The sequence below is a fragment of the Methylocystis sp. S23 genome, from assembly GCF_054106005.1.
In genome coordinates, this window is sequence record NZ_CM134185.1 from 2232183 (window position 1) to 2254611 (window position 22429).

General features: G+C 65.8%; 28 protein-coding genes. 3 read left to right on the forward strand and 25 right to left on the reverse strand.

The genetic code is table 11. From position 1 onward, the window contains the following. Positions 1 to 18: 18 nt before the first annotated feature. The 17 genes from ACV7JP_RS11020 to ACV7JP_RS11100 all read right to left on the reverse strand — a co-directional run bounded on the left by ACV7JP_RS11020 (position 19) and on the right by ACV7JP_RS11100 (position 10743). Entirely contained in the window at positions 19 to 453 is a 435-nt protein-coding gene (locus tag ACV7JP_RS11020; RefSeq protein ID WP_457795728.1) for an NlpC/P60 family protein, read from the reverse strand. Further along, complete coding sequence (locus ACV7JP_RS11025) at positions 450 to 1340, reverse strand: DUF2163 domain-containing protein (RefSeq protein ID WP_457795729.1); 891 nt, start codon at positions 1338 to 1340, stop codon at positions 450 to 452. Before ACV7JP_RS11025 ends, ACV7JP_RS11020 begins: the two co-directional genes overlap by 4 nt. A 9-nt stretch (positions 1341 to 1349) precedes the next feature. Then, a complete protein-coding gene (locus ACV7JP_RS11030) occupies positions 1350 to 1988 on the reverse strand; it encodes a phage distal tail protein, Rcc01695 family (protein WP_457795730.1) in 639 nt (212 codons plus the stop codon). A 7-nt stretch (positions 1989 to 1995) separates the two neighbouring features. Next, positions 1996 to 2577, reverse strand: a complete 582-nt coding sequence (locus ACV7JP_RS11035) for a phage tail tape measure protein (protein WP_457795731.1) — start codon at positions 2575 to 2577, stop codon at positions 1996 to 1998. Continuing rightward, the gene (locus ACV7JP_RS11040; protein ID WP_457795732.1) at positions 2570 to 2743 is read right to left on the reverse strand and encodes a rcc01693 family protein; all 174 of its coding nucleotides are present in this window, start codon (positions 2741 to 2743) and stop codon (positions 2570 to 2572) included. The genes ACV7JP_RS11035 and ACV7JP_RS11040 overlap by 8 nt, the downstream gene beginning before the upstream one ends. Positions 2744 to 2808: 65 nt before the next feature. Further along, positions 2809 to 3162, reverse strand: a complete 354-nt coding sequence (locus tag ACV7JP_RS11045) for a gene transfer agent family protein (protein WP_457795733.1) — start codon at positions 3160 to 3162, stop codon at positions 2809 to 2811. 1 nt (position 3163) lies between these two features. Then, entirely contained in the window at positions 3164 to 3574 is a 411-nt protein-coding gene (locus ACV7JP_RS11050) for a phage major tail protein, TP901-1 family (protein WP_457795734.1), read from the reverse strand. Between the two features lie 12 nt (positions 3575 to 3586). Next, positions 3587 to 3997 (reverse strand): DUF3168 domain-containing protein, encoded by a 411-nt coding sequence (locus tag ACV7JP_RS11055; protein ID WP_457795735.1) that lies wholly within the window; start codon positions 3995 to 3997, stop codon positions 3587 to 3589. Between the two features lie 10 nt (positions 3998 to 4007). After that, positions 4008 to 4337 carry a phage head closure protein gene (locus tag ACV7JP_RS11060; protein WP_457795736.1) on the reverse strand — a complete coding sequence of 110 codons (330 nt, stop codon included), beginning with the start codon at positions 4335 to 4337 and terminating at the stop codon, positions 4008 to 4010. Beyond that, entirely contained in the window at positions 4334 to 4909 is a 576-nt protein-coding gene (locus tag ACV7JP_RS11065) for a head-tail connector protein (protein ID WP_457795737.1), read from the reverse strand. Before ACV7JP_RS11065 ends, ACV7JP_RS11060 begins: the two co-directional genes overlap by 4 nt. A 62-nt stretch (positions 4910 to 4971) precedes the next feature. Then, on the reverse strand, positions 4972 to 6201 hold the full coding sequence (locus tag ACV7JP_RS11070; RefSeq protein ID WP_457795738.1) for a phage major capsid protein: 1230 nt from the start codon (positions 6199 to 6201) through the stop codon (positions 4972 to 4974). A gap of 278 nt (positions 6202 to 6479) precedes the next feature. After that, positions 6480 to 7055 (reverse strand): HK97 family phage prohead protease, encoded by a 576-nt coding sequence (locus ACV7JP_RS11075; protein ID WP_457795739.1) that lies wholly within the window; start codon positions 7053 to 7055, stop codon positions 6480 to 6482. Continuing rightward, a complete protein-coding gene (locus ACV7JP_RS11080; protein WP_457795740.1) occupies positions 7055 to 7207 on the reverse strand; it encodes a histidine kinase in 153 nt (50 codons plus the stop codon). Before ACV7JP_RS11080 ends, ACV7JP_RS11075 begins: the two co-directional genes overlap by 1 nt. After that, entirely contained in the window at positions 7204 to 7392 is a 189-nt protein-coding gene (locus tag ACV7JP_RS11085; protein ID WP_457795741.1) for a hypothetical protein, read from the reverse strand. The genes ACV7JP_RS11080 and ACV7JP_RS11085 overlap by 4 nt, the downstream gene beginning before the upstream one ends. 34 nt (positions 7393 to 7426) lie before the next feature. Beyond that, complete coding sequence (locus tag ACV7JP_RS11090) at positions 7427 to 8656, reverse strand: phage portal protein (RefSeq protein ID WP_457795742.1); 1230 nt, start codon at positions 8654 to 8656, stop codon at positions 7427 to 7429. Positions 8657 to 8942: 286 nt separating this feature from the next. Beyond that, positions 8943 to 10274, reverse strand: coding sequence for a DNA-packaging protein (locus ACV7JP_RS11095; protein WP_457799071.1), 1332 nt, complete (start codon positions 10272 to 10274; stop codon positions 8943 to 8945). Beyond that, on the reverse strand, positions 10267 to 10743 hold the full coding sequence (locus ACV7JP_RS11100; RefSeq protein ID WP_457795743.1) for a hypothetical protein: 477 nt from the start codon (positions 10741 to 10743) through the stop codon (positions 10267 to 10269). Before ACV7JP_RS11100 ends, ACV7JP_RS11095 begins: the two co-directional genes overlap by 8 nt. A 277-nt stretch (positions 10744 to 11020) precedes the next feature. On the opposite strand from ACV7JP_RS11100, the gene purD reads away from it, so the two are divergent. Then, positions 11021 to 12304: a phosphoribosylamine--glycine ligase gene (gene purD, locus ACV7JP_RS11105; RefSeq protein ID WP_457795744.1), complete on the forward strand. Its 1284-nt coding sequence runs from the start codon at positions 11021 to 11023 to the stop codon at positions 12302 to 12304. 16 nt (positions 12305 to 12320) lie between these two features. Here the strand turns inward: purD and rph are convergent, their stop codons facing one another. Further along, positions 12321 to 13034: a ribonuclease PH gene (gene rph, locus ACV7JP_RS11110; RefSeq protein ID WP_457795745.1), complete on the reverse strand. Its 714-nt coding sequence runs from the start codon at positions 13032 to 13034 to the stop codon at positions 12321 to 12323. A gap of 280 nt (positions 13035 to 13314) precedes the next feature. Here rph and ACV7JP_RS11115 point away from each other — a divergent pair, with 280 nt between their 5' ends. Beyond that, positions 13315 to 15393: an elongation factor G gene (locus ACV7JP_RS11115; protein WP_457795746.1), complete on the forward strand. Its 2079-nt coding sequence runs from the start codon at positions 13315 to 13317 to the stop codon at positions 15391 to 15393. Positions 15394 to 15398: 5 nt separating this feature from the next. Here the strand turns inward: ACV7JP_RS11115 and ACV7JP_RS11120 are convergent, their stop codons facing one another. Both ACV7JP_RS11120 and ACV7JP_RS11125 read right to left on the reverse strand, forming a co-directional pair. Then, the gene (locus ACV7JP_RS11120) at positions 15399 to 16691 is read right to left on the reverse strand and encodes an SCP2 sterol-binding domain-containing protein (RefSeq protein WP_457795747.1); all 1293 of its coding nucleotides are present in this window, start codon (positions 16689 to 16691) and stop codon (positions 15399 to 15401) included. Between the two features lie 34 nt (positions 16692 to 16725). Next, on the reverse strand, positions 16726 to 17190 hold the full coding sequence (locus tag ACV7JP_RS11125) for a MarR family winged helix-turn-helix transcriptional regulator (RefSeq protein ID WP_457795748.1): 465 nt from the start codon (positions 17188 to 17190) through the stop codon (positions 16726 to 16728). Positions 17191 to 17323: 133 nt separating this feature from the next. Here ACV7JP_RS11125 and ACV7JP_RS11130 point away from each other — a divergent pair, with 133 nt between their 5' ends. Then, positions 17324 to 17512 carry a hypothetical protein gene (locus ACV7JP_RS11130; protein ID WP_457795749.1) on the forward strand — a complete coding sequence of 63 codons (189 nt, stop codon included), beginning with the start codon at positions 17324 to 17326 and terminating at the stop codon, positions 17510 to 17512. A gap of 165 nt (positions 17513 to 17677) precedes the next feature. On the opposite strand, the gene ACV7JP_RS11135 is transcribed toward ACV7JP_RS11130, so the two are convergent. The 5 genes from ACV7JP_RS11135 to ACV7JP_RS11155 all read right to left on the reverse strand — a co-directional run bounded on the left by ACV7JP_RS11135 (position 17678) and on the right by ACV7JP_RS11155 (position 22213). Beyond that, entirely contained in the window at positions 17678 to 18256 is a 579-nt protein-coding gene (locus ACV7JP_RS11135; RefSeq protein ID WP_457799072.1) for a hypothetical protein, read from the reverse strand. Between the two features lie 152 nt (positions 18257 to 18408). After that, complete coding sequence (locus ACV7JP_RS11140; RefSeq protein WP_457795750.1) at positions 18409 to 18945, reverse strand: L,D-transpeptidase; 537 nt, start codon at positions 18943 to 18945, stop codon at positions 18409 to 18411. Positions 18946 to 19065: 120 nt separating this feature from the next. Beyond that, positions 19066 to 19683, reverse strand: coding sequence for a GyrI-like domain-containing protein (locus ACV7JP_RS11145; protein ID WP_457795751.1), 618 nt, complete (start codon positions 19681 to 19683; stop codon positions 19066 to 19068). Positions 19684 to 20118: 435 nt separating this feature from the next. Beyond that, a complete protein-coding gene (gene phbB / locus ACV7JP_RS11150) occupies positions 20119 to 20844 on the reverse strand; it encodes an acetoacetyl-CoA reductase (RefSeq protein ID WP_457795752.1) in 726 nt (241 codons plus the stop codon). Positions 20845 to 21037: 193 nt separating this feature from the next. Next, complete coding sequence (locus ACV7JP_RS11155; RefSeq protein ID WP_457795753.1) at positions 21038 to 22213, reverse strand: acetyl-CoA C-acetyltransferase; 1176 nt, start codon at positions 22211 to 22213, stop codon at positions 21038 to 21040. Positions 22214 to 22429 lie beyond the last annotated feature (216 nt).

The following is a 22429-nucleotide window of genomic DNA, read 5'->3' on the forward strand; positions in this document are numbered from 1 at the left end:
TTCTATTGCGGGATAGCGTCAGTCGATGACGCCGGGAAAGATGAAGGCGGCGACGATGCGCTTGCGCCAATGCGCGCCGATGGGAACTTCCGCCACGCAAGCGCCGCTATGGGCGTGAACCATATGCGTGCGCGAGGTCGCGACGCCGAGATGCTTTGCGGGCGAGTGATCGCGAAAGCGAAAGGCCAGCACGTCGCCTTCGCGAAAATCCATGATGGGAACGGGTTCGAAATGCCTTTGCGCGGCGTCGAGAAGGATCTCCCGGCCCAGCGTCTCGCACCAGTCCGGCGTATAGGGCGGCGCCGCTTCGGGCTCCTCGCCGATCAGGTCGCGCCAGACGCCGCGCACCAGGCCGAGGCAATCGCAGCCGACATGAAGGAGCGAGGCTTGATGCAGATAGGGCGTGCCGATCCAGCGGCGCGCCGACGAGACGATTTCCGCTCGCCGGATCATCGGAAGAAGCTTCCGCCGTCCATCGCGCTCGCCAGCGAATTCGGATAGGCGACGACGCGGTCATTGCCGGGCATGTGCGGAAAGCCGCGGAAGTTGACGATATTGTCGAACTTGTTCCGGCAGGTTGAAGGCGACTTGTCGCAGCCGGCGGTCAGCAAGGCCATGTCGGCCGCCGCGACGGCTCTGGCCGGCGGCGTCCAGAAGGCGATCGTGGCGCGAAGGCCTTCCTGCCGGTGCGTCTTGATCGTCAGGCGCGCGCCGTCATTGGCGCCGCTCAGGAAGGCGAGCGCGCCGCCCGCGAAGAAGCCCGTCTCGAAAGGAGCCGCGAGATCGAGCGTCAGCAGGCCGCCCGCAAAGGCGATGACGGCGCCCGCCGCATGAAAAGCCGGGTCGCGGAGATCGACGCCGCAGCGCGCATCGCCAAGATCGGCGGCGCAGCCGCGCTGGAAGGCGCGGCCCTGCTGCTGGTCGAAGACATGGGCGCTGGAGCGCAGCTCCGCCTTGAAGACAGTCTCGCCGCGCCTGATTTCGCCGATATTGGCGACATCGAGCAAAGCGCGATCCTCCACATGGCTCCAATCGACGAGCCAGGTTTCGACGGCGGCGCCGTCATAGAGGCCGTTGAGCAAGTCGCTCTCGAGCAGCCCCTCGTCGGCGAAGGCGCCCGACGCCTCGGCGCCGCCGATGGAGAGGCCGAGCGCCGATTCGATCTGCGAGGCGGAGAGGCCCGTATTGGCGCGGAAGATGACGTCGTTGAAGGCGAGATCGCGGTCATGATCCGTAAAGCCCATGACGACGCCGTCCCGCCGGGCCAATCGCCAGCATTGGCAAAAGGTCGTCGCCCGGGCGTCGAGCTTCGCCTGCATGGCTGCGGAGAATTTTCGCATCGACTCTCCTCAAAGAACGATTTCTATCAAAGGAATTCTCGGGATCGCGCCGGCCTCGAAGGCCTGCATGTCGATTTCGAGAAAATCCGTGTCGAAGCGCACCGGCACGTCGAAGTGATAGCCGGCCGTGACAGAGGCGCCCGCCGGCGGGATGTGGCCGGTCGCGAAAGTGACGACGCCCGTCGTCGTATCGACATGGAATTGCGCCGCCGTCTTCTCCGCGCCGTTCACCGCCACGCGAACGCTGCCGGCGACCGGCTTTGCGATTGTCCGCGCATAGGCGGAAAAGGCGCCGCCATAGGTTTTCGTAAGCTGAAAGGCCGCGCGCGCGCCGTCCGCCGTTCCGAGCGTCTGATCCGTCGGCGCTGGTGAAGCTCCTGGCGCGCAGGAGGCGAAATCGGCGCGGTCGCGCCAGCGAAACCCGTAAAGCCTTCCGCGACGCTCCTCGAAGAAGTCGATCGCCTGCGCGAGCTGCGCAAGTGTCTTCACGCCATAGCCGGCCTCGTAGCGCCGGCGCGAATGCGCCCAGCGGGCGTTGCGCGACTCGCGGTTTGAGCCGAGCGTCACGATCTCCGTGCGCCGCTCCGGACCCCCGCGTCCGTGAAGCGAAACGTCGAGGGGAAAGCGAATTTCGTGGAAGTCGCTCATGGCGGCCTCAAAGATTTCGCTGGCCGCGCACGACGACGCGCGCCAGGGCGGCGGCGATCTGCGCCTCCGATCGCCGGAAGCTGTCGAGATCTTGAGCCGCGATATTGACGGTGACGGCCACAGGCCGCGCTTCGGCGCCCTGCGAGACCACTCCGAGACGCCCGTCCGGCCCGCGCGCGAGCGGCATCACCGCTTCCGCGCCGCGTTCGCCCATCAGGCCAACGGCGCCGCCATTGGCGAAATAAGCGGGACTCGCGATGACTCCGCCATCGGCGAAAGGCGTGACGGGTTGATTGGCGCCGAAGGCGTTCGCAAAAACGCCGCCCAATCCCGAGACGAGGCCCTCGGTCAAGCTGCGGGTCGCGTCGCGCAAGGCGAGACGCGCAAGGGACTGCGACAAGGCCGCGAGCGTCTCGTTGAAGCCTTTCCCGCTCGACGACGCCGCGCCGAAGCCGTTCAGCAGCGTGCGCGTCGCCTTCTCGCCGGATGCGCTGATCTGGTCGAGAAGCTGCTTCATCGATGCGAGATCGTGCATGGCGAGCGTCGCCGACGCGCTCGGCGGGCCGAATATGTCCGGGGAATTATCCATCTTGCCCTCTATCCGGGAAATCGCGCATCAGCGCATCGAGCGCCGCGCGAGACGGGGCGCCGCAAGCGCGCCCATAGACGCCTTCCGCCGCCGCTTGCAGCTCGCGCGGCGTCATCGACCAGAAATCTCCTGGGGCCAGCCGCAGGACGCCCAGGCCAAAGGCCATGGCGCGCGAAAAGGGAAAGGGCGCGCGCGGGGAGGGCGGGCGCGCCTCTGCTTCGCTTTTCGCTTTCAGGCGTCCTGCGGCGTCGGAGGGTTTGCGGCCTGCGTCTCCGGCGCGTCGCCGAAGGTCGCGGCGAGGAGGTTCGCCGCGATCCGCACATAGCCTGCAAGGCCTCCCGATGCTTTCATGCGTGAAACGTCTTCATCCGTGAGCGCATGTCCGGCGCCGCGCAATCCGCAGCCGATAATGCGTAGAATGTCGCGCGCCGAGAGCCGGTTCGCCTCGAAACGCTCGGTCAACGCCACGAGATCGGCGGCGCCCATGCCGCTTTCGAGCTCCGCGAGCGCCCCGAGCGTGAGGCAGAGCGTGTAGGTCTTGCCGTCGAGCAGCGCCTCGACTTCCCCGCGTCTTCCGTTCGCCATGTCAGATCGCCGTGAATGAGAGCGCGCCCGCGGAGTCGAGCGAGATGTCGAAGGTGACTTCGGCGGCGTGCTCGCCGCGATAGTCGAGATTGGAAATCTGAAACGGGCCTTGAAGAACGCCGAGGCCCGGAATGACGATCTGCCAATCGCGGAGAAGTCCGTCGAAAAAGATCTGGCGCAGCAGCGCGTCGGAGGCCTGATCCTTGAAAATGCCGGTTCCCGAGACGCTGGCGCGCCGCACGCCGGCGCCGCCGAGCAGCTCGCGCCAGCGTCCAGCGGATTCGGCGTCCGTCACGTCGACCGTATCGGCGTTGAGCGCGATGCGGCGCGTGCGCAGGCCGCCAATGGTGACGAAGGCGCTCGCGCCGTCGCTGATCTTGAGCAGGAGGTCCTTGCCTTTTTGGGCGGGCATTTGCGTCTTCCTCTACAGAAGCTCGGTTGTCGCGCGAAAAAGAATCGCGACGCGGGCGAAGCGCCCGCTTTGGTCGCGCCGCGTCTCCAGGGAGACGAAGCGAAGATCGATCAGCGCATGGCCGTCGAGCGCCAGCGGCGCCTCGTCGAGACGGTCGACGACGCGCTGCGCGATGGCGAGCGCGGCGCCGAGGCCGCGTTGCGTGGCGACGATGGCGAGCGTCAGGAACTGCTCGGCGCCGCGCGACGCTTGCGTGGACCAGTCCCGCATTTGCGTCTCGGCGAAAAGCGCATAAGGCGGCTCGGCGCCGCGCGGCGCTTCGTCAAAGACCTTGGCGCCGCCGAGCGCGGCGACAAGCGTCGGATCCGCGAGGAGATGCGACCGAATCGCCTTGCGAAGCGAGATGACCGGGGACGCGCTCATAAGGAGCTTCTCATGAGATTTCCTCGCACAGGCAGCGAAGGAAGCGGCGCGTCTCGTCCCGATCCTCGACGCTTCTTATAAGGAGCGTTCGTCCGCGAAAGAGGATGCGCATCTGGCTTGCGACGTCGGCGCGCCAGCGGATCGTTACGGCGAAGCGTCGCGCTTGTTCGAGACGCTGTTCGACAAATTGCTCGCCCGAGCCGAGCGTTTCGATCCGCGCCCAGGCTTGCGCGAGCGGCGCGTAGCTTCGATCGGCGCCGCCAATGTTGTCCGGCGCGTCGACCGGCGCCTCGATCGTCACGCGCTGTCGCAGCGCGCCGATCGTCGGATGCGGGCTCATATGAGCCGCTCCCGACGAAAAGGCGCGGCGAGCTGCGCGACGGATTTGGGCAGCGCGTCATCCGCATCGTCGCCTCGTCTTTCGCGCCAATGCGCGGCAAGGATGAGGATGGCGCGGCGCAGCGGCTCGGGCGTCTGGCTCGCGAGCGAGCCATAGCCGGCGATGAAATCGATTTCGATTCCGTCCGCGCTCCTTCCGGGAGCCTGCGGCGCGGTCTTGAAGATCACGCGTCCGCATTCATTCCCGGCGGGCGCGCGATAGGTTGCGGCCGGTACGATCTGCGGGACGTCGTTTGCGTCATAGCGGCGGATGGCGGAAACCGTCTGAAACGGGGCGAAGGGAATCGCGAACGACATTCCCGTAAAGACGGCTCCCGGCCACGCGTCGAGAACCAGTCGCCAGCTCTGCGTGACGAAGAAGCGGCGGGTATGGGCTTCGAGCGTCAGGCGCGCCGAGACGATCAGCGCCTGAATGAGCTGGTCTTCGTCTCCGCCATCCTCGCGCAGCCATGTTTTCGCTTCCGCGAGCGAGACGGGCTCGATGGCGGGCGCGCCGATGAGCATGGGTCGCATGCCGGCTCCTGTTCGAGAGGAAAGAGAAGTCCGCGGCGTCGCCGCCTCGGACCAGGCGGCGGTCAGGAGACGCCGAATTTCAGCAGCTTGATCGCCTCGAAATTCTGCACGCCGCCGCCGACGCGCTTCGTGGTGTAGAAGAGCACATAGGGTTTGGCGGAATAGGGGTCGCGCAGAATGCGAATGCCGACGCGGTCGACGACGACATAGCCGCGCTCGAAATCGCCGAAGGCGATGGAGAAGCTGTCGGCGCCGGGGTCGGGCATGTCCTCCACCTCGACCACCGGGAAATTCATCAACGACGCCGAACCGTCGACCGTGACGGGCGGCGCCCAGATATAATCGCCCGTCGTCGTCTTGAACTGCCGCACCAGAGATTGCGCGCGGCGTCCCATCACGAATTTGCCGTTCTGGCGATAGCCGGCGCGTAGCGCGTAGACGAGATTGAAGAGCGCGTCGGACGGATTGGTCGCCGCGAAGGCGCCGGAGACGCCGGTCGCCACATAGCCGATATCGCCCCATGTCCAGCTTGCGTCCGCGACGGTCGGATAGGCGAGAAAGCCCTTGGGCTTGTTGGCGCCGTCGCCATTGACGAAGGCCGCGCCTTCCTGTTCGGCGAAGGCGACCTGCACTTCGTCGGCGACCCACTGCTCGATGTCGACGACCGCGTCGTCGAGTAGCGCCTGCGTCGCCGCCGGCATGGCGTAGAGCTCCATGGCGGGAAAGGTCATGTCGACGATCTGCTGATTGGCGGTCTGCGGACGCGGATCGGTTTCAGCGACCCAGCCGGCGGCTGGACCGTTCGTCGAAAAGGCGCGGCGCAGCGACTGCGTCGAAATTTCGCGCACGCTGGCGACGGCGCGTATCGGCGAGAATTTCGCAAGGCGCCGCAGGATTTCCCGCTCCGCCGGAACCGGCACGAGATAGCCGCCGTCGGGGCCAGAGCCGCGCGACATCGCCTTGGCTTCGAGCGCCTTCAGGCCGCCCGCCTCGCCGGAACGCATATAATGGTCGAACGCGGATTTGTGCTCGCGGACGCTCCGATCCTCCGCCTGAGCGTTTCCGCCGATGCGCGGGCGGGAGAGGTCGAGCGCCAGCCTGTCGAGCCGGTTCTTCGTTTCGTCCAGCGTCTGGTCGATGCGCGCGAGCTTTTCCTCCGTGACGGCGTCGGCGCCCATGCGCGTCTCGAGCTGAGCGAGGCGTTCGTCGTTCGCCTCCTTGAAGGCGGAAAAGGCGCGGTTGAGGTCGGCGACGATTTCGTCGCCGGCGGATTTCATTTCAAGCGATGACATCAGGGGCCTCGTAAGGGCGCGTCCCCATCCGCGCCGATTGCCGGCGCGGGAGGTTTTTGCGCTGAGGGAAAGCCGTCGGAAATACTTCTCCACGCCGGACGGCGCGGCGTGGATCGCGGATCGCCTTTTGAGCGCGTTCATGCTCCGCCGTCATTGCGAGGCGGCGCGGCCGCCGAAGCAATCCAGAACCGGGAGCGGCCCCTGGATTGCTTCGCTTCGCTCGCAATGACGGCGGAGAATGCGATCAATTCGCGTGACGAAAGGGCGCTGGGCGGACGTTACAAAGTCGCTCGCGCGCGCAAGCTTTGGAGTTTGAGCTGGAAGCGCAGCGCGGCTTCCTGCGCCTTCCGGCGCAAAAGGCGGGATTCGCGCATGCGCGGCGCCCGGTCGCGCTTGACGGCCGAGACGCGGGCGTCGGCCAGCATGGGAAAAGTCACGATGGAAATCTCCCAGAGATCGATTTCGAGAAGGCGGCGAAGCCCGCTTGCCTTCTCGGTCGTCGCGCGCTTCGTGCGAAAGCCGATGGACAGGCCGTCGACGGCGCCGGAGCCAAGCAGCGACAGCGCCTCGCGCCCGCGCGCGACGGAGAGATCGAGCTGGCCCGCGACTTTCAGGCCCTTCGCGTCTTCGACGATCGACGTCCAGATTCCGATTGGCTCGGCGGCGTCGTGCTGCCAAAGCATCTTCACGCCGGAGGCGCGGCGTCTGGCGAGAGATCGCGCGAAGGCGCCTGCGATCACAATGTCGCCGCCGCCATCCGCGACGCCGAAAAGAGAGGCGTAGCCTTCGATGATCCCCGCCGGGCTCACGCGCGACAGCGGCAGCTCCGCGCGCTTGGTTTCACGCGGCGCCATCAGGCTTTCTCCGGGGAGACCGCACTTCGCGCATGCATCCGCGCGAGCACATGAACGAAGGTCTTGAAGATTTCGGCGTGATCGTCTGGCCGCCGGGACGGGCGCCGGCGGCCGCGCTTCTGAAAGGGCAGGCGGAATTTTCTGTGCGTCATGGATCGCTCCCACAGCGGCGGTTAAATCGCGCGAGTTCGCGAACGAAGGCGTCGAGACGCCGGGTCGCCTCGCTGACCTCGCGCATGGCGAGATGCGCCTGCGCCGTCGCGACGCAGGCCCAAAGAAAGAGCGCGAGATGGGCGAGATCGCCGCGCTCGAGAATGGCGTTGAGAATGTCGGTCATTTACTCGTCCATCGAAGCGGTCGACGCGCGGCCGTCAGGGAGGCGGAGCCACGCCGTAATTGTTGTCCCTCGCGCCGCCTTTGCCGAAAGTCGCGTCCTTTGGCGCCGGGCCGTAGCCCACGGCCTCGCGCCGCTCGTCGAGCGTGAGGAAGCTCGCTTTGCCGACGCGCTCCCATTCGCTGGCGCGCTCGGCCGCGAGCGCTTCGAGGCGATCGGCGTTGTAGTCGAAACGGAACTCGCCGAAGCCCGGCCGCAGCCAGGCCTGGAAGCTCTTCTGCAGGCGGGCGACGAGCGGCAGCACGGTCTGGCGCCAGAAGGCGCGATTGGCTTCGCCGTAATTGGCGAATGTATTGTCGCCCGGCAGGCCAAGAAGAAGCGGCGGCACGCCGAAGGCGAGGGCGATCTCGCGCGCGGCGCCGGCTTTCGATTCCGCGAAATCCATGTCTTTCGGCGAAAGCGACAGCGCCTTCCAGTCGAGCCCGCCTTCGAGCAGCAGAGGGCGGCCGGCGTTCTCCGCGCCGGAAAAATTCTCTTCGAGCTCCTGCTTCAGGCGGTCGAATTGCGCGTCCGTGAGATGCGCGCCCTCCGGCCCCGCATAGACCAGCGCGCCGGAAGGCCGCGCGGAATTGTCGAGCAGCGCCTTATTCCAGAAGCTCGCGGCGTTGTGCGTGTCGAGCGCCACCTGCGCGGCGGCGAGCGGCGCGAAGCCATAGTAATCGTCGAGAGGATTGAAGAGCTTGATATGCAGGATCGGCTCGATCTTTTCGCCGCGCATCTCGTAGCGCGCCTCTTCGCCCATGGCGCGATAGACGAAGGCGGCGGGCCAGCCGTTGCGGCCGGGCTCCACGCTCATGCGGTCGGGGCGCAGCGCGTAGAGCTCGCGCGGCTCGCCCTCGAGCGAAACCGACTCGACATAGGCGTTGCCGTAAAGCAGCAGATTGGCGCAGAGCGCTTCGATGAAGGAGACGCTCGTGTCGAGCGGATTGGGGCGCTCGATCAGCGCGAGCAGCGGATGGTCGGGCGTCTCCTCGCCGCCCTCATAGACGAGCCAGGGAACGGAAGCGGCGGCCTCCGCGACCATGCGCACGCAGCGATGGCAGACGGCGTTGCGCTCATAGCCTTCGCGCGTCAGGGCGACGCTGTTGCGCGACGTCCAATGCGCGCCGCGGAGCGAATGCATGGCGAGGAGTTTCGCCGCCCGCGAGGCCTTTGCTTCGCGCGCGGGCGCATGCGCGCCGAGAAGGCGCGAGAAAAATGAGGGCATGATCTGTCTCTGAAAAGGGCTCGCGCGCTTCCCGCCGCCGCTCGCGGGGGAGGCTGCGCTTCAGTCGGCGATTTGCGGCATGTTTCGAAGTCGGGCGCGCCCGGTCTGGGATGAGTGTGAAGCAGTCGAGAGCCAATCGCGGCCCCTGGATTGCTTCGTCGCTTGCGCCCCTCGCAATGACGCGGATGCGGCGCGCGTCGTCATTGCGAGCGAAGCGAAGCAATCCAGGGCGGCCCTAGCGGACGCCGGATCGATTCGTCGGCTTCGCCGCCTCGCAATGACGCGGCTACACCCGTCGCATGCGCGGCTCCGCTGGCCTCGGGGTCAAGGCCAGCGCCGTGATCGCCCAAACCATCGCGTCGAGACGATCCGGCGAGCGTCCCGACGACAATCCGTCGAGTCCGAAATCGCACATCTCGTCTTCGAGCGCGGGCAAGGCTCCCAAATGTTTCACACGGCCCTGCTCATAGAGCTGGGCGACCGGCGCCGCGCGAAGATATTTGCCGCGCGTCGCTCGAACCATGGCGACGGGCGCGGACGGATCCGCTTCGTTCAGAACGGAGCGCACCATCTCGCCGCCCTGGTTCACCTCGGCGACGAGCGCGTCGGCGGAAAGCTTGTGATAGAGCGCGATCGCCGTTCGCGCCCATTGGGCGGGACGCGCCGCTTCGAGCGTCGCATCGTCGAGCACGTAGACGATCCCCGCTTCCGCCATGCCCGCCGCGACGATCCCACAATTATCCGCGCGTCTGCCCGAGCTCGCCGGCGGATCGACGGCGACGACGATGCGCGCGAGCGGCGGCGCCTGCGTCGCGCGCTGCGCCTCGATCATGTCGCGCGTCCATAGCGCGTCCTTGCGCTCCTCGATCATCTCGCCGTCGAGCTCCTGGCGCCCGAGCCGCGTGCCGGCATATTGAGCGATCACGCTTTCGAGGAAGGAGGGCGCGAGATTGGCGGCGTTTTCGCGGGTCAGGGCGCGCGTCAGCGCCGTCGCCGGATGCGCGATCAGCTCCTTCAGCAGCGGCGTGGGCCGCGGCGTCGTGGTCACGAGCTGTCGCGGCCAGTCGCCGAGGCGCAGGCCGAATTGCAGCATGTCCCATGTCTCCCTGGCGTAGCGCCATTTGGCGAGCTCGTCGCACCAGGCGGCGTGAAATTGCGGACCGCGCAGACTCTCGGGGTCCTCCGCCGAGAAGGCTTGCGCGACGGCGCCCGTGTCCCACAAAAGGCGGCGGCGCGAGCTTTCCCAGCGCGGACGATCGCGCCGGCCGTGCGCGGCCAGCAGGCCGGAGACGCCTTCGATCATCACCTCGCGCACATCCGCGGCCGTCTCGCCGACAAGCGCGATGCGCCCGATCGGGCTTGCGGTGAATTGTGGGCGGCCGAGCGCGAGGCCCTTCACCCATTCGGCGCCGGCGCGGGTCTTGCCGGCGCCGCGCCCGCCGAGAATAAGCCATTGCCGCCAGGGCAGGCCGTTCGCCGCCATGCCCGGCGGCCATTGATCCTTGCGCGCGATAAATTCCCAATCGGCGAGAAGCCGCGCCAGCTCCCGCGCCGAAAAGCCCTCGATCAGCTCATCCAGCCGCCCCGCCGCCGCGCAGCCGCTCGAGCCGTCAAGCAAGCTCCGCGCGGAGTTCGGCCAGTTCGCGGGGCGGCTCGTCGCTTCCGTCGTCATCGGCGCCCGTCGCGTCCTCTTTGGTTTCGTCGGCTTCGCGCCGCATGCGCTTCAGTTCGGCGAGCGTCTTCACCAGCGTCGCCAAGGTGCGGGCGCTCGCCTCGATCGTCTTCGGCGCCTGCTTGCTCAGCGCCGCCTCGGCGCGGGCGAATTCACGCTCGACCGCGTCTTCGAGCCGCGCGATGAGCGGGCCGGCGTCCAGAGGCTTCTTGACCGACGGCGCGGGCTCTTCGTTCTGCTTGCGCTTGCAGGCAGGAGCGCGAATCGGCCAGCCATTAATGTCGCGAAAGGTCCGGAACTCGCGTTCGGTCATTCGAAGCAGGGCCGCGATCTCCGCGATCCGCGCGCCCCCGTCGTAAAGCAGTTTCGCCTGCGCGATGGTCGCGCGCGTCGGCGGAGATGATTTTTTCTGCATGGCTTGCCGCTCCGTCCTTTTCCTGCGCGTGAGGAGGAAAAGGCGGCGCGCCTGATCATTGAGGTGAAACGAGCTCCGCCGTCCAAACGCAATTGTGGAGCATGCGCCTTGTCTACCGGAGCAGCGTGCGGCTGTCAAGGAATTAATTCCGACATCAAGTGAAAAAAAACCTAAACGCTTCCGCGCGGCGATCGCGTGTTCCCGCGGCCGCTTTCCTTTTTGCCGCGATACGCGCTAATTCCGCGGGGCGAGCATTTGAAAGCGGGGCCATCAGGAAATGAACGTGCTTCTCATCGGATCGGGCGGGCGCGAGCACGCCATGGCCAATGCGCTGGCGAAAAGCCCGCTCCTGACCCGGCTCTATATCGCGCCCGGCAATCCGGGGACCGCGCGCGTCGGCGAGAATGTCGATCTCGACGCCGGCGATCACGGCGCCGTCTTGCGCTTCTGCCGCGATATGGGAATTGCGCTCGTGGCGGTGGGGCCGGAGCAACCGCTCATCGGCGGCCTGGTGGACGCGCTGGCGCGCGCGGAGATCCTCGCCTTCGGCCCGTCGCGGGCGGCCGCCCAGCTCGAAGGCTCAAAGGGCTTCACCAAGGATCTCTGCCGCGAATATGGCGTCCCCACCGCCGCCTATGGGCGCTTTTCGGACAAGGACGGCGCGCTCGCCTATCTGCGGGAGAAGGGCGCGCCGATCGTCGTGAAGGCCGACGGACTCGCGGCGGGCAAGGGCGTCGTCGTCGCCGCCACGCTGGAGGAGGCCGAGCGCGCGGTCCAGGCCATGTTCGCCGGCCTCTTCGGTCAGTCCGGCGCCGAGGTGGTGATCGAAGAATTTCTCGAAGGAGAGGAGGCGTCCTTCTTCGCGATCTGCGACGGAACCCGCGCCGTTCCCTTCGCGACGGCGCAGGACCATAAGCGGGTCGGCGACGGCGATGCGGGACCGAATACCGGCGGCATGGGCGCCTATTCGCCGGCCTCCGTCGTAACGCCTGCGATCGAGTCTCGCGTGATGGCGGAGATCATCGAGCCGACCATGCGGGCCATGCGGGAGAAGGGGACGCCCTTCAAGGGCGTTCTCTATGCCGGGCTGATGCTCACGAGGGACGGGCCCAAGCTCATCGAATACAATAACCGCTTCGGCGATCCGGAAGCGCAGGCCATCCTGCCGCGTCTCGAAGACGATCTGCTGGCCGTCATGCTCGGGGCCGCGCGCGGCGCGCTCGCCGAGGCGCGGCCCCGCTTCTCAAACCGCAAGGCGCTGACGGTGGTGCTCGCCGCCAAGGGCTATCCCGGCGCGCCGCTCACGGGTTCGGAGATCAAGGGCGTCGAGAAGGCCGAGGCGATGGCGGATGTCGCCGTCACCCATGCCGGCACGCGCGCGGACGGTTCGCGCCTGCTGGCGGCCGGCGGCCGCGTTCTGAACGTCACCGCGATTGCGGACAGCGTCGCCGAGGCGCAGACGAAAGCCTATGCGGCGGTCGACGCGATCGATTGGCCGGGGGGCTTCTGCCGCCGCGACATCGGCTGGCGCGAGGTCGCGCGGGAGCGGGAGAAGGGTTAGCCCGCGGCGCCTGCGCTCAGGCCAGCGCCGCCCTTTGCAGCGCAACGAGATCGGCGACGCCTTTTTGCGCGAGCGCGAGCATCGCGGAAAGTTCGTCGGGAGAGAAGACCGCGACTTCCGCCGTCGCCTGGATCTCGACGAGACCGCCCGCGCCGGTGATGACGAAATTGGCGTCCGTCTGCGCGGTGGAGTCCTCGGCGTAGTCGAGGTCGATCACCGGGGTTCCGTTGAAAATGCCGCAGGAGACGGCCGCCACATGGTCGCGCAGCGGATTCTCCTTGATGATCGAGCGCGAGCGCATCCATTCGAAACAATCGCGCAGCGCGAGCCAGGCGCCGGTGATCGACGCCGTGCGCGTGCCGCCATCCGCCTGGATCACGTCGCAGTCGAGCACGATCTGCCGCTCGCCGATCGCCGGCAGATTCGTCACGGCGCGCAGCGAGCGGCCGATGAGGCGCTGGATTTCCTGCGTGCGGCCGGAGAGCTTGCCCGCCGAGGACTCCCGGCGCGTTCGCGTATGCGTCGCGCGCGGCAGCATGGAATATTCCGCCGTCACCCAACCCCGTCCCTGGCCGCGCAGCCATGGCGGCGGCTTGTCTTCGAGCGATGCGGCGCACAAGACATGCGTATTGCCGAATTTCACGAGGCACGAGCCTTCGGCGTAGCGGGCGACGCCGCGCTCGAAGCTGACCGGGCGCATCTCGTCGGGCGTACGCTTGCTGGGACGCATTCTCTTGGCTCCTGCGGAAGACGAATGCGCTTCTAGCGTGGTTTGCGGGTGCGGGAAAGCCTCGAGCCGATCTGTTTGATCTATGGCTCCCGCGTTTTACCATTGCCGCTTCTTGCCGTGCGATCGCGCAGGCCAGGGCGGCGACGGCCAAGGACGCATTAATCGCTCTGGCTAACGGCGGCGGGCCGTCTTTATCCATGCGTCTTGCGCAATGAAGAACATGGTGGGAGCATGACCTGACGGGGCCGCGCATAAGGCTCCGCTACATAGGGAGGATAGAATGGGCGAAACGACCTTCTCCCACGAAGCGAGAGCGCGCGGGCCGCGCCTGATCGCGCTTGCCGGTCCCTTCCAATGCGGAAAGACCACTCTTCTCGAAGCGATCCTGGCGCATGCGGGCGCCATCCCGAAACAGAGCTCGGTCGTCGACGGCGCGAGCGTCGGCGACGCCAGCCCCGAGGCGCGCGCTCACAAGATGAGCGTCGAGGCGAATGTCGCGACCGTCGATTATATGGGCGATCGCTACACCTTCATCGATCTTCCCGGCTCCGTCGAATTCGCCCATGAGGCCAGGAACATTCTTCCCGCCGTCGACGCGGCGGTGGTGGTCTGCGAGGCCGACGAGCGCAAGATTCCCGCGCTGCAATTGACGCTGCGCCAGCTCGAGGAGCTCGGCGTTCCGCATCTTCTGTTCCTGAACAAGATCGACGCGACGACCATCGACGTGCGCCATGCGCTGAGCATTCTGCAGCCTGCGTCGCGCACGCCGCTTCTCCTGCGCCAGATACCGATCTGGAACAACGGCGTCGCGGTCGGCTTCATCGATCTCGCGCTGGAGCGCGCCTTCGTCTATCGCGAGCACGCGCCTTCCGAGGTGATCGAGATTCCGCAGGGCGAGGCGGCGCTGGAAAAGGAGGCCCGCTACTCCATGCTGGAGCGCCTCGCCGATTACGACGACGGTTTGATGGAAGAGCTGATCTCGGACATTGAACCGCCGCGCGATCAGGTCTTCGATGATCTCACGAAAGAGCTGCGCGCGGGGCTCGTCGCGCCGGTCTTCATCGGCTCGGCGGAGCGCGGCGCCGGCGTCACGCGTCTCTTGAAGGCGTTGCGTCATGAGGGGCCGGGCGTCGCCGAGACGCGGGCGCGTCTCGGCCTTTCCGAAAGCGGGCCGCCATTGGCGCGCATTCTGCGCACCATCCACACCTCGCATGGCGGCAAGCTCTCCGTCGCGCGCGTCCTGCGCGGCGCCGTCGCCGACGGGCAGACGGTCGTCTCGGCGCATGGCGAGGATCGCGTCTCCGGCCTGTCGCGCCTGATGGGCGCGAGCGTCTCCAAGGCGAGCGAGGCCAAGGAAGGCGACGTTGTCGCGCTCGGCCGGCTTGAACATGCGCATACGGGCGACACGGTCGTCGCCGACGGCAAGGCCGACGGCGGCAAGCTCGTCACGCGCGCGCCCATTCCCGATCCTGTCCATGCGCTGGCGCTCGCCGTGAAGGACCGCAAGGATGAGATGCGGCTTGCGGCGGCCATGGCGAAACTGGTCGACGAGGACCCTTCGCTCGTCTTCGTGCATGATCAGGAGATGTCGCAGATCAAGCTTTACGGCCAGGGCGAGATGCATTTGCGCGTCGCCCTGGAGCGGCTGCAGTCGCGCTTCGGCGTCGCGGTCGACATATCCAGGCCGACCGTCGCCTATCGCGAAACGATCCGGCGCAAGGTGACCGTGCGCGGGCGCCATAAGAAGCAGTCGGGCGGGCACGGCCAGTTCGGCGATGTGGTGCTGGAGGTCGCGCCGCGCGGCCGCGGCGAGGGCTTCGCCTTCGCCGAGCGCGTGCATGGCGGCGCGGTGCCCAAGCAATATTTCTCATCCGTCGAGGCCGGCTGCCAGGATGCGATGACGCACGGACCGCTCGGCTTCCCCGTGGTGGACGTCGAGGCCGTGCTCACCGACGGCTCCTATCATACGGTCGACTCTTCCGACATGGCCTTCCGCACGGCCGCGCGCATCGGCATGAGCGAGGCGCTGGGCAAAGCGGAGCCGATCCTGCTCGAGCCCGTGCTCGCCGTCGACATCTTCGTGCCGAGCGAAGCGATGTCGCGCGCGACGGGGCTCGTCTCGGGCCGACGCGGGCAGATCATGGGCTTTGGTCCGCGCGAAGGCTGGGAAGGCTGGGACAAGCTCGAGGCGCTGATTCCGGAAGCCGAGATGGACAATCTCATCGTCGAGCTGCGCTCGGCGACGGCGGGCGCGGGCTTCTTCCAGGCGCGCTTCGATCATCTCGCCGAGGTCGCCGGCAAGCAGGCGCGCGACATTGTCGCGGCGCATGCGGGCCAGCCTGCGAGACTCGCGGTATAGGCTTATTATGCGGGGAAGCATCTGCCGAAGGCGAGGAGAAGCCTCGGATCGCCGCGCAGCTTTATGCGGCGGCTGAGGAGCGCCCAGGGCAGGCTTGTTTCCTTGCGCAGGAATCGTATCCAGGTCTCGCCGTCCGCCGTGACGGCGAGATCGGATTCGCCGACGAGCCCCTCATTCATACTGAGTTTTCCATCGGCGATGACGACCGTCGCCTGCCGGCGGCGCGCGCCTGTGAAGGTGAAATGATAGACGGCGCGGAGGCCGGCCGACTGGTTGCGCTGGAAAAAATTGCGCAGCGCGCCGAGGAAATTGTCGACATTGGTCGGCCGCCGCGCCGCGCCGACATATTTGATCCGCTTGTGCGGAAAGCGGCGCGCGACATATTCCGCCGCGTCCGAGCCCTTCGTCACATAGATCGTCTCCGTCTTCTTCTGAAGCGGATCGACGACGGCGCGCAGGAAATTCTTCTTGTCGCTCGCATAGGCGCCGATCACGTCCTCGCCGGCGGGACAGACCGCCATGCAATAGGCGGCCTTGTAGTTCGGGCCGAAGGAAAGGCTCTGCCACATGGAAATGGTTTCGGAATCGGAGAATTTCTTGCGATAGGCGCGCGCATCCCTCGCGTCCGCGACGGTCTCGATGAAATCGGCGAATCCGCCCATGAACTCCCGATAATTATGCGTATAGCAGGCGCCGAAATCGAAATAGCCGTCCGGCGCGATGGCGCCTGTGGGGCAGGCGGCGACGCAGAGCTTGCATTCGAGGCAGGGATTGACGTCCAGCGGCGCGCTTTCATTCGCAATGTCGAGATCGACGGCGATCGTCCCGAGAAGGATGAAATTGCCGAATTTGGGATGGATCACATTGCGGTGAAGGCCGATATGGCCAAGGCCCGCCGCGACGGCGACGGGCTTGTGCGAGATGATCCACATCTTGCCCGGCCAATTGTCGGCCTCCATCGGGAAGCCGACCGGCGGATAGCCCGCGCGAACGCCGCGCGCCTCGAGCGCGCTTACAATGGCGCGCGCGATTTCGCCGCAATCATCATGCGCGTGATGAAATTCGAGATTGGCGAAGGAGCGCGCCGGGCTGCGGATATTCTCGCGGTTCATCTTCGCCACGAAGGCGATGAGCGTGCGCGCGAAGGGGAAGGCTTTGAGAATGTCGGCGCGCTGATCGTCGAGCGCCGGATTGTCGATCGCGACGAAACCCATATCGTCGGCGCCGGCGGCAAGAGCAATGTCGCGCAGGCCTTGTTCGTCCAATCGCGCGGAAGCCGCGCTCGCAAGTGCAATCATTGCATATACCCCTTTTTTGACGAGCAGACATGCGTCATCCATTCTCTCCGGCTTTGGCGGTCGCCTTCATCAGTTCCCGCAACTCGGAGAGAAGCCTTTGCAGCCGCTCGGCGCCGAATTGCGTTTCGACGGCCTCTTGCGCCTCGCGCCAAAGCGGCATCGCGTTGGCGAGCGTCGATTCGCCGAAAGGCGTCAGCGTCACCTTGCGGGTGCGCCGGTCTTCGCCGGGTTTCACCTTCACGAGCCCGCGTTTCTGCATGATGGCGAGATTGCGGGCCAGCGCGCTGCGATCCATGACGAAGGCGTCGGCCAGCTTGCTAACTGTCGCGCCGCCGGTGAGCGAACAGGCGACGAGCAGCGAATATTGCGTGGGCTCGAGCCCCGTCGCCGCCATGAACTGCCCGTATAGCTTCGTCACCGCGCGGCTCGCGCGCCGCACATTGGCGGCGGCGCAATTCCGCGCGCAGGCTTTGACGTCGGCGGGGTTGAGTTCAGCCATAAAAGATGTATATGCCCCTTAATCGCCGTCGTCAAATGTGCGGGCTGTCACAGCGCTTTTTGCGCGCGCCGGCTAATCGATGTGATCTGGTTGATCTTGGAGCCGTCTCAAATTGTCGGAGCGGAAAATGCGCATGTTCGTATTTCTCGTGGCTGTCCTTTTCGCCACTTCATTGAGCTTCTACTCAAGCGCCGATAATTCGCGCGGTCTTTCGCTCGACGGGACGGCGCAGCAGGAGGCGGGCGTTTCCCGCTGCGCCAAGAGAATCGCGATCGGAAACGAGACGGCCTGCCTGATGCAGAAGCGCAAGGGCCGGGCATGATTTTACGCGGGGCGATCGCATGAAGGCTTCCTCGTGCTGAAGAGCCGCCGGAGGCGGCGCCTCGAAGGATGAGGAAGCCTTCCTTTTCCGCAATCTCGAGCTCGCCCTCGCGCTTCGAGAGACGGCTTCTGCGGAGCCTCCTCAGCATGAGGGCGAGGAGTGTCGTCATTCACACGCCGCGCCGCGCCACTTTTTCATGGCGACGTGGACGGGCGTGAACAGAGCGAGCGGCAGTCCAATCATCATCAGCGCGAGCCATGCCCAGCCGGGCATCCATGTCTGCGGCGCCGCGTCGCTCGGCCCGAAGACGTAATCGACGTTCACAGGCGTGAGTCCCGCATCGGGCCTCGGGCCGGGCAGGAAAAAATAGGAGATGAGCATCAGCCCCCAGGCCAGCACGGTCCATGAAGGGAGCGCGCGGCGGTCGTAGCCGAGCCGCCAGACGAGATAGACGAGCAGGAAGGGCAGCCAGCCGTGGAAGAGCGACAGCCCGCGCAACAGAAGCGGCGTCGCCTCGTTGAACATGTAGTCGGTCATGCCGGTGAGACGGACGCCCGCGAGATTCAACCCGAAATCCGCGACCCAGAGGATTTGCGGCGCGAGAATGCCGACGGTCGGCATGGAGACGAAGAGCGGACTCTCCAGCCATAAGCCGACAAGCGTCAGGAGCAGCGCCATGTCGCAGAAATAAAGGAAGTTGGTCGGCCCGTAATTCGCCCAGTAGACGGGGATCAGGACCGCCATGAAGACGGTGTAGGCAAGCTTGAGCGGCAAGGGGACGCTGCGGGACAAGGGACGCCTCCAGCTCTATGAACGTTATTCATGAACTTTGTTCTAGGCTATCCCGGCGCCTTTGTCGAGGCCCGCTTCGTCCGCCGACGCGTGGCGAACAGCCCTCACGGGGTCACGACGACGGTGGCGCCGACGGCGACCCGATCATAGAGATCGACAATGTCTTCGTTCAGCATGCGGATGCAGCCATAGGACGCGGCGGAGCCGATCGAGGCGCGCATCTTTTGCGTGGTGCCATGAATGGCCACCTGGCCCTGGCTCAGCGTCATGGCGCGGGCGCCCATCGGATTGTTCGGCGCGCCGCCGGGGATCACCTCGGGCAGTTCCGGATGATCGTGCTTGACGTCTTCCGGGGGCGTCCAGTCGGGCAAGACATATTTGGCGTCGATCCGGACGACGCCGGACCATTCCTTGCCGGCCTTCGGGACCGCCACCTTGTATTCGATGGCGTCGTCCTGATCGACGATCAGGTAGAGCCGGCGCTCATGCTCGCTGACGAGGATGGAGCCCGGCGCCAGATCGGAATGGTAATGCACGAAGGCGCGCGCGGCGGCGGCTTGCGGGGCAAGGACCGCGCCGGCAAGGGCGGCGGCGAAGAAGATGGAGCCGAGTTTCTTGGCGGTGAAAGCAGGGCGTTTCATTGTTGCGCTCCGATATTCGATGTTTCGTTGAGCGCGTTTTAGGAAAGTCCGGCTCCCAGTTCCGTGTGACGGCGCACGGGAGAAAATTGAGCAGGCGTTCTTCGGTCGGTCCAAGCGGCCTCATGCGGCTGGCCTGACGGGCTGGCGAAGGATGGTCCTGAGTTTCGCCGGCGCGGTCTTGCGCGCGTCGCTCAAATAAATCTCGTGATGCCTGCCGGCGAATGTCAGCTTCCGCGACGGCATGACGTCGTCATGCAAATGCGCCAGCGTCGGCCCTTCATCGTCGTAACTGCCGATGTGCAGGATCTGCAATGACGGGCCTTCGTCATATGTTTCGAGGCGCAAGCTGTCGGGCGGCGCGCCGAGCTTCTTTTTGGTCTTTTCGACGGCTGTTTTGAACATGACCCGATCGACGAAATCCGGCGCCATGATCATCATCGTCCAGCGCCAGCTCTCCTTGCGGCGTGCGACGAAATCTTGCGGCTCGTCGGCCCACCACAGACCTTCGAGCGGCGGTACGACATAGTCTTTTTGCAGCGTCTCTTTCGCGGCGAATTTCATCGCGTAGCTGACGGAGAACAGCCACTCGATCGCGTTTTTATAGGCCGGCGCGGCATTGGGATCGCCCGCGCCGTCGACCATGACGAATTGCATCGCCGGAACCTCGACGAGCGTGAAGTCCCTGCGCGATGCGCTGTAAAATTCGGAAAGGGCTTTCTTGAAATCGGTCTTGGTCATAGGGCGGCCTTTCATTAAGCCCGACGCAACGATGTCCAGTCGTGGAAAGCCGCGCGGCTGTCAACCGGCGTCGCCGTCATGAATTGCGCGTCAGCGCCATGATGGCGTCAGTTATCACGGCGACGTTGCCGTGTCCGCCTTGAGCTTTGACGATGCAAACCGCCGCTCCGCCAAACATGAAATCAACCCGGGTATGCGGAAGCAGTCACTCGAATTGACGGACTTTTTGGAGGACGTTCATTCGCGGCCCTCATTGCTTCGCTTCGCTCGCAATGACGGCGGAAAACATCAACAAAAAGGCCAGCAATTCGAGAGACGGAAACTATTAGCAAGAGTAATGCTTACGCCATGAATGCGAAAATCGGCCCAACAGAAAACAAGACGGCCGGCGCGAGGCCGGCCGTCTCAGCATTCCGAACGCCGTAAGGCGCCGACTTAAACCAGATACTGGCCGCCATTGATGGTCAGCGTCGAGCCGGTGATGAAGCCGGCGTCGTCCGCCGCCAGGAACACGACGGCGCGCGCGATCTCCTCCGGTTCGCCGAGGCGGCCGACGGCGATATAGGGGAGGATGTGCTTATCGAGCACGTCCTGCGGAACGGCCTTCACCATTTCCGTGGCGATATAGCCCGGCGCGATGGCGTTGACGGTGATGCCCTTGGAGGCCGACTCCTGCGCCAGCGCCTTCACGAAGCCGATGTCGCCGGCCTTGGAGGCGGAGTAGTTGGTCTGGCCGGCCTGGCCCTTCTGGCCGTTGATCGACGAGATGACGATGATGCGCCCAAACCCGCGATCGCGCATGCCGTTGATGACCGGACGCGTGACGTTAAAGAGCGAGTTCAAATTGGTGTTGATCACCGCCTGCCACTGCGCCAGCTCCATCTTGTGGAACAGGCGGTCCTTGGTGATGCCGGCATTGTTGACGAGCACCTCGACCGGGCCGAGATCCTTCTCGATGGCCGCGACGCCGGCGGCGCAGGCGTCGTAATCCGAAACGTCGAACTTATAGACCGGAATGCCGGTCTCGGCCTTGAACTTGTTGGCGGCCTCGTCATTGCCGGCATAGGTCGCGGCGACATTGTAGCCGGCGGCCTTCAGCGCCTTGGAAATCGCCTCGCCGATGCCGCGGGTGCCGCCCGTGACGACTGCAACTCTTGCCATTTGGTGTTCTCCTTAAAGATCTGTGTGAATGGGCGGGGCGTCCCTTCTCCCGCTCGCGGGGAGAGGGCCAGGGCGAGGGGCGGGCCGCCATGACGGCGCCGGATCGTCCGTCGGCGAATGCGATCAGCGCGGCGAACGCCGCCTTGCCCCTCACCCCAACCCTCTCCCCGTTTCACGGGGAGAGGGGGAGCGATTACCGCTCGACGGTCAGCGCGATGCCCATGCCGCCGCCGATGCAGAGCGTGGCGAGGCCCTTCTTGGCGTCGCGGCGGGCCATCTCGTGGAGCAGCGTGGTGAGCACGCGCGCCCCCGAGGCGCCGATCGGATGGCCGATGGCGATGGCGCCGCCATTCACGTTCACAATGTCGGTGTTCCAGCCCAGTTCCTTGTTGACGGCGATGGCCTGGGCCGCGAAGGCCTCGTTCGCCTCGACGAGGTCGAGGTCGGAAACCTTCCAGCCCGCCTTTTCCAGCGCCTTGCGCGAGGCCGGGATCGGACCCGAGCCCATCACGGTCGGATCGACGCCGGCCGTCGCCCAGGAGGCGATGCGGGCGAGAGGCGTCAGGCCGCGCTTGGCCGCTTCCGCGGCGGACATGACGACGAGCGCCGCGGCGCCGTCATTGATGCCGGAAGCGTTGGCGGCCGTCACCGTGCCGTCCTTGCTGAAGGCGGGCTTCAGCTTCGCCACGCCGTCTAGGGTGACGCCATGCTTGATATATTCGTCGGCGTCGACGACCACGTCGCCCTTGCGGGTCGAGATGGTGTAGGGGACGATCTCGTCCTTGAACCTGCCGGCCTTCTGCGCGGCCTCGGCCTTGTTCTGCGAGGCGACGGCGAAGGCGTCCTGCTCCTCGCGGGTGATCTGCCACTTCTTGGCGACGTTCTCGGCCGTAATGCCCATGTGATAGTTGTTGAAGGCGTCGGTGAGGCCGTCCATGATCATCGTGTCGATGAACTTGACGTCGCCCATCTTGGTGCCGGCGCGCATATGCGAGGCGTGGGTCGAAAGCGACATGGACTCCTGGCCGCCCGCGACGACGATCTGGGCGTCTCCGGCCTGGATCTGCTGAGCGGCGAGCGCCACGGCGCGCAGGCCCGAGCCGCAGACCTGGTTGACCCCGAAAGCGGTGGCGCTGTCCGGCACGCCCGCCTTGATCGCGGCCTGGCGGGCGGGGTTCTGGCCCTGGGCGGCGCCGAGCACCTGGCCGAGAATGACTTCGCAGACTTCCTTGGAATCGACCTTGGCGCGCTCGAGGGCGGCCTTGACAGCAGCAGCGCCGAGCTCGTGGGCCGGAACCGTGGCAAAGGCTCCGTTGAACGATCCGACGGCGGTGCGCGCCGCGGAAACGATCACGATATCGGTCGTCATATCTGTCTCCCTTTAAGATTGGTCGGGCCCTCAAGCCCCGCATAGCGCCCGGCCGGGGCGGATGTGGTTGAGCACTTCGCGCTTGCGTTCGTCAAGCCGCGGCCCGTTTTGCACGGAATTGAGGGGGAGCGAAAGGCTTCGCCAAGGAAAATATTGCCGCAGGCGCCAAAATGCGTCTATCGTCAATCGGCTGGGCTTGACCTTTTTTTAGGCTGC